Here is a 5,969-nt window from a genome sequence, read left to right as displayed (position 1 = left end):
TCGGGATTGTCGCGGCCGTCGTCGATCGTGTAGTCCACGACCCGCACGGTCAACGGTGCTGTCGACTGCCGCCCCGGGAAGCCACGGTCGGCCAGGACCAGCATGCCCGGCCCGAAGCGCCCGGCGAGCTCCCGTGAGAGTTCAATTTCCGACGTCCTGCATGGGCCTATCGCCGCATCCAGAATCGTATGCGTCCCGCACTCGGCCAACGCCACCAGGCGCGCCTGTGGGAAGGCAGATTGCTCGCCACGGCTGACTGGCGGCCGGCCAAAGAACTCTGCATTCACCACGCTGTCGGCCAGATCCAGAATCGTTCCGTCGATGGACATCAAACGCCGCCCAGCCAACCACGAACCCGGCGTGTCCGGCCCGGCCAGGGGCCGCGCGACTCGGGCAAACAGATCCCGCACCGATTCAAATCCGAGCCGTCGACGCGCCTGGAAAATAGCCGACTTCGACGGCGGCATATAAGCGGCGCCCGCGAAGAACGCCTTGTCGCCGACCTTCGCGCGCAACGCGTGCAGGTCGGCCGCTCCCCGCAGGTAGACCGGAGCCGCGAAGAGATCATCGCGACCTGGGTCTGCGATGTTGAGCGTCCAGCCGTTGTTCGCGTCCAGGTATGACACCGCGTCGGCAAACTGCGCAGGCATCGTCGCAGTGCCTTGATGCTCGGCCCGCAGCCATTCGACGTAGGTGGCCCAGCCTTCGTTCAGCCAGATGTCCTTCCAGTCAGATGGCGTCACCGAATCGCCGAACCATTGGTGCCCGAGTTCAGGGACCACTGACTATCGGGAGACCGCGCGGGCCCGTATGGGTGGCCAGGGTGAAGTCACCGACCGTCGCCGTCGACAGGTAACTGGACATCGGGTCCGTCGCCTGCGATGACCAGGTGGTCCACCCGGCTTTGGTCCGTGGCGGGCCGGCCGCCAGACCGTTCGCAACGGCCGCCTTTCCAGCCGGCACCGTGATGTGGAACGAATACGTGGCCTTATCGTGCGGGTCGTCGTTCACGGGATACCAGGTCGAGGCGCCATCGGGTTCGTTGACCACGATCGCGCCATCCGCAGTCGTGACCCATCCATAGAGGGCGCCGGTCGTGTCGAGCGGCCGCCCGGTGCTTCCCCCGTACTCGACGATGATCGTTGTGGACTGTCCCTCCGTGAGCTTCGGCAGCAGACCGACGGTGAGCCCGTGCGCCGCCGCCTTGCCGTCCACCCGGACCGACGTGACGTCGAGACCGCGCAAATCGAAGTTGAGCGACGGCAGGTTCTGCTTCGCGCGGAGTGTGATGGTCGCGACGCCGCTGAGGCGTCCTACCAGTACCGCGGGGTCCCTCGGTGGCGCGTGACGAAGGGCGAGGTCGTAGTGCAGCACGTCGTAGCCGCCGTTGCACTATCAGGCGCGAGCCCTCATGCGGCGTCGGACGAAGCCGAGGATGATGGTGGGCAGCATTCCGACGCCGACCGCAAGCAGGAGGCCGAGAACCAGGAGAAGCGAAGTACGTGCTTGCGCGATCAGCGGTGCCCTCTCCTGTCTGACCCGATCGAGGGGGTACTCGATCATCTTGGACACGGACTGGACGACCGACGAACTGCTGCTCCTCGACAGTTGTTCGAAGGCGGCGTCGAAGCCCTGCGGGCTTCCTGGTGCACCGAGTTCGCCGGCAACCACCGTGGTCGTCGCGCCATCGAGAATCGAGGTCTTCACAACGAGGCCGTGCTTGGTCGTTACGAACCCTTTCGCCGACAGGGCGGAGGTGGTGGCACCTTGCGAGTATCCATAGACCTCGAAGATTGCAGCGGCATCGATCTCCTCGACGCCATCTTTCAGCTCGACGGCAACCCTCGGTCGCCCCCAAGGGAAAGCCGTGTTCATGAGAATGGCAGCGTCTTCGAACCCAAAGACTTTGACGGGCATCGCCGTCGGACCATCTAGTTTCCAGCCTGGGTAGCCGACGGATTCGCCGACCCGGTTGGCTTCCGCATCACCGGCCATGTCGGCGATGACTTTGAGTGAGCCCGGGATGCTGGAGGTCACGCCACCGGTAGTCGTTACTCGGCCGTCTTGGACGTAGCGCTGTCCGGTGACCCAGGAAACCTCGGGGTTCGAAGTTCTGAGCGCGGCGATTCGGGACCAATGGGACGTCGCGCGAAGCCCATCGAGAACTCCGGAGGCGGCGAGCAGCCGGGAGCCCGCACAAATGCCGAGGATGCGAGCGCCCGCGTTGTACTGGTTGACGATGAACTCGCGCGCCGCGGCCTCCTCGGGCCCCGACGGACTGTTCACGGCCGGCACCACGACCAGGTCAGGCGTGGGTGCAGCACCAGCCGCCACCTCACCAAAAGTGTGGGTCGGCACGACCCACATGCCACCGTCGACGACCGCCGGGGCGGCGGAGGCGGCAATCGTGTAGACGAAGAAGTCGGGTGAACTGGCCAGAACGTCATATGGCGCGAGAACGTCGGCGGTGTCGGATCCGGACCGGCCGAGAATGACCGCAACGACGAACTGCCCGTGGAGCGGCACGGCGCCAGGCTGAGGGGGTGGCGCCCCGATGCTCGCCGCGGAGGCAGTCTCAGCGCTCGATTGGGACAACCCGGTGACCGCTATGGCGGCGAAGGCGGTAATAGTGAGGGTAGTGGCGAGTGTGATGCTGCCGACTCGGCGGGCGATTTTTGACACGACGATCTCCTGGTGAGCGGGGGGTTAGCGGGTGAGACGGGAAAGGAAGTCGGAGATTATCCGAGCGAACGCCGGGGACTGCGTCCAATGCAAGTAGTGGCTTCCTTCGAGCACGTTGAGTTCGTGCGTCGTGACGTTCTCGAGTTCGGCCTCGTGGTTCGGCAACCATTGGGGCATCGTCCGAACGCTGTCGCTCGAGAGGATCTCGAGCACCGGCAGGTCCGAGGCGAACGGCTGCATCGCGGTTTTGGTCGAGTTGGCGCCGATGCGGCTCCATTCGTCGGAGACCGACGCGTTGACGTAGTTCCAGTTGGTCATCACGGCGATGCGGTGCCGCTCCTCCGCCGTATAGGCAGACCCTGGAGGCTGAACCAGGTCGGGTGCGATCGTCGTGACCACGCGGAAGAGCCCGGTCGCGGCCTGCATGCTCTCGACGGTCGAGGGTGCGCCCTCATCAAGAGACGACGACAGGGCGGCGGTAGGGTCGACGCCAACGATCGCCATCACCTCGTCCGGGTAGGCGTTCGCGTAGTAGCGGGCGTAGATGCCGCCGATTGAATGGCCGACCAGGATCACCGGCTCGTCCACCCGAAGCTTGGCCAGGACCTCGTGCAGCTCGCGGGTGATGTTCTCGATGGTGCGATCACTGACGTTCAGGTCACTGTAGCCGTAGCCGAAGCCCTCGACCACGATGACGTTGAACGCGTTCAGCTGGCGGATGAGCGGGGCGAAGTCGATTGCCGGTGCCGGCGTCCCATACCCGCTCAGGAGCACCATCGTCGGCCCGGTCCCGCCGTTGCGGTAGACATTGATGTCGCCGGCGTCGATGGCGACCTTCTTCCCATACGGCACGAGGTCGGCGTGTTCCGAGGTGTTCAGTGCCACATTGACGGTCGTCGAGACGGCCGTGAGAGCCAGGACAACAGCGAGGCCGATGCCGGCGGCGCGTGCGATTCTGGGGAAGTTCATATCAGGCTCCATCGGATTCGGGAGGTAAGGGGGTCGCGGATTCGCCGCGCCGACGTGCGTGTTTGCGGGTATGACTTCACGGTAGGGTTCGGTTGTCGGCCCACCTAGGACACGCTGTTGACGATCTCGGCCACGGAGGAAGACAGTGAGCGAACTACGCATCGTGATCGTCGGGTTCCCGTCCGTGCAGATCCTCGACGTGACCGGGCCCCTTGAGGTGTTTTCCACCGCCTCACGATTCCTGCCGATCGCTCGGTACGCCACGGAACTCGTGAGCACCGATGGCGGGCCGGTGCTATCGACGAGCGGCCTCGAGTTCGCGACGGGACCGATCGATGCAGTGGTCGGAAACATCGACACTCTCGTGGTCGCCGGGGGCCGGGATATGGAGGAAGCTGCGGGCGATCCGAGGCTGGTCGACAGCATTCGGCGGCTGGCGTTGGTGTCGCGGCGGGTCGCATCCGTGTGCTCAGGCGCGTTTCTACTCGCTGCCGCGGGCCTTCTGGACGGTCGCCGCGCGACCACCCACTGGGCCGAGTGCGAGGTGCTTGGGCGGGCCTACCCGGAGGTCATGGTCGACCCCGATGCCATCTATGTGCAGGACGGCAACGTCTGGACCTCGGCCGGCGTCACGGCCGGAATCGACTTGGCCTTGGCGTTGGTTGCCGATGACCATGGCCGCAAGGCCGCTGCGACCGTAGCGCGGCGCCTTGTCGTGTACCTCCGCCGTTCGGGCGGCCAGGCGCAGTTCTCAGCGCTGCTGGCCGCACAGTCCGCGAACGACGAGCCCATCCGTGACGTGTTGGCCTGGCTCCCTGACAACCTGACCGCCGATCTCTCCATCTCTGGTATGGCCACTCGCGCCCACCTCTCGGAGCGCCAGTTCAGTCGGGTATTCAAGTCCGAGGTAGGCATCACGCCGGCCGAGCATGTGGAGGCGGTGCGGATGGAGGCAGCGTGCAGTCTTCTCGAGACGACGATGCTGACAGTGGAGGAGATCGCGCGAGCATGCGGATTCGGCACCCCTGAAACCATGAATCGAGCGTTCCGGCGCCGCCTCAACACCACCCCGACCAACCATCGAGATCACTTCGGGTCCGACTGACCGTGCCAAGTCTCCGCGATTGACCGAGTGATCATTGACCGAGTGATCAATGTAGAGTCGGAGCATCGCTTCTCCCTCGCACGCCCCCACGAAAGCCGCAGCATGAACCTCCTCGCACCTCAGAAGACGCGCGCGACCGTGCTTCGCACCGTCTTCAGGATGACGCTGGGAGCCTTCCTCCTTCTCGCCGGCATCAGTCATCTCACCGTGAACCGGGAGGCGTTCCTCGCCCAGGTGCCCACCTGGGTGCCGATGGCGGGGGACTTCGTCGTCCTGGCCTCAGGCGTCGTCGAGATCGTCCTCGGCGCTTCCCTACTCGCCCTGGGCAGGTACCGGGTGCAGGTCGGCTGGATCGTGGCGGTCTTCTTCGTTGCCATCTTCCCCGGCAATATCTCGCAGCTGGCGACGCATACCGATTCCTTCGGGCTGAACACCGACCTCGAGCGCAGCGTGCGGCTGCTGTTCCAGCCCGTGCTGATGCTGTGGGCGCTCTGGTCCTCTGGCGCCTGGCTGGCGTGGCGCCGGTATCGCGCCGCCCGGCGTACCGAGGGAGACGGCTGATCGATGGGCGGCCCCAAGAAGCCCGAACAGGAGCGCTGCGACGCGATCCTCGCCGCGGCGTACGAGATCGCCCTCGGCGAGGGTCTCGATGCCGTCACCGCGCGCCGGGTGGCCACCGCGGCCGGCATCTCCACGGGCCTCGTGTTCTTCCACTTCCAGTCGAAAGACGGTCTGCTGGAGGCGCTGCTCGGCGTACTGCTCGACGGCACGCTCGACGCCCTGTCCGACTCCGGCCTGGCCCGGCTGGAACCGTGGGACCGCCTCGAGCGGATGATCCGGGTCGAGCTGGAGCGCCTGGTCGAGTACCACGATGCGGTCGAACTGATCTTCGCGTTCTACTTCTCCCGACGTGACGACCTGTTCCGCGCCCGCATCGAATCGAGCTTCGGGCGCTACCTCGCGGCGTTCTTGCCGGTCTGTCGTGAGGTCGCCACCGGGACCCGCGTCCAGGGTGACGAACTCGCGGAGACGGTGGTCGCTCTGGTCCAGGGTGCCTCGATCCAGGCGATCCGCAACCCGGAGATCTTCAGCCCGGAAGCGATCCTCGCGACGCTCCGAGCGGTGCGCCCGGCCTGATCGGAATGGCAAGAGCGCTTGCTCCGGTCTGGTGGGCTGCGCCGGGACACAGCGATCGGATAGCGCGGGCCGCAAC

General features: G+C 65.7%; 6 protein-coding genes and 2 pseudogenes. 3 read left to right on the top strand and 5 right to left on the bottom strand.

Going from position 1 to position 5,969, the window contains the following annotated elements; all coding sequences use genetic code 11:
* The 5 genes and pseudogenes from QN345_RS14650 to QN345_RS14630 form a co-directional block, all read right to left on the bottom strand.
* Positions 1–470, bottom strand: a pseudogene (locus QN345_RS14650) (IS4 family transposase); the annotation flags it as partial.
* A 63-nt stretch (positions 471–533) separates the two neighbouring features.
* A pseudogene (locus QN345_RS14645) lies at positions 534–743 on the bottom strand (M1 family aminopeptidase); the annotation flags it as partial.
* A 28-nt stretch (positions 744–771) separates the two neighbouring features.
* Entirely contained in the window at positions 772–1,374 is a 603-nt protein-coding gene (locus QN345_RS14640) for a hypothetical protein (protein WP_322136634.1), read from the bottom strand.
* A gap of 21 nt (positions 1,375–1,395) precedes the next feature.
* Complete coding sequence (locus QN345_RS14635; RefSeq protein WP_322136633.1) at positions 1,396–2,526, bottom strand: DJ-1/PfpI family protein; 1,131 nt, start codon at positions 2,524–2,526, stop codon at positions 1,396–1,398.
* Between the two features lie 180 nt (positions 2,527–2,706).
* The gene (locus QN345_RS14630; protein WP_322136632.1) at positions 2,707–3,651 is read right to left on the bottom strand and encodes an alpha/beta hydrolase; all 945 of its coding nucleotides are present in this window, start codon (positions 3,649–3,651) and stop codon (positions 2,707–2,709) included.
* Positions 3,652–3,796: 145 nt separating this feature from the next.
* Here QN345_RS14630 and QN345_RS14625 point away from each other — a divergent pair, with 145 nt between their 5' ends.
* The 3 genes from QN345_RS14625 (at position 3,797) to QN345_RS14615 (ending at position 5,893) form a co-directional block, all read left to right on the top strand.
* Positions 3,797–4,756 carry a GlxA family transcriptional regulator gene (locus QN345_RS14625; RefSeq protein ID WP_322189255.1) on the top strand — a complete coding sequence of 320 codons (960 nt, stop codon included), beginning with the start codon at positions 3,797–3,799 and terminating at the stop codon, positions 4,754–4,756.
* A gap of 102 nt (positions 4,757–4,858) precedes the next feature.
* Positions 4,859–5,317, top strand: a complete 459-nt coding sequence (locus QN345_RS14620) for a hypothetical protein (RefSeq protein WP_322136630.1) — start codon at positions 4,859–4,861, stop codon at positions 5,315–5,317.
* A 3-nt stretch (positions 5,318–5,320) separates the two neighbouring features.
* Positions 5,321–5,893 carry a TetR/AcrR family transcriptional regulator gene (locus QN345_RS14615; protein WP_322136629.1) on the top strand — a complete coding sequence of 191 codons (573 nt, stop codon included), beginning with the start codon at positions 5,321–5,323 and terminating at the stop codon, positions 5,891–5,893.
* Positions 5,894–5,969 lie beyond the last annotated feature (76 nt).

Source organism: Cryobacterium sp. 10I1 (assembly GCF_035019805.1).
Taxonomy (GTDB): Bacteria; Actinomycetota; Actinomycetes; order Actinomycetales; family Microbacteriaceae; genus Cryobacterium; species Cryobacterium glucosi.
This window is presented reverse-complemented; position numbering and strand designations above follow the sequence as displayed.

What these genes read in the sequence shown, in the direction of transcription:
- QN345_RS14630 (WP_322136632.1), bottom strand. Translation starts at nt 3,651, where the DNA reads ATGAACTTCCCCAGAATCGCACGCGCCGCCGGCATCGGCCTCGCTGTT.
- QN345_RS14620 (WP_322136630.1), top strand. Translation starts at nt 4,859, where the DNA reads ATGAACCTCCTCGCACCTCAGAAGACGCGCGCGACCGTGCTTCGCACC.
- QN345_RS14615 (WP_322136629.1), top strand. Translation starts at nt 5,321, where the DNA reads ATGGGCGGCCCCAAGAAGCCCGAACAGGAGCGCTGCGACGCGATCCTC.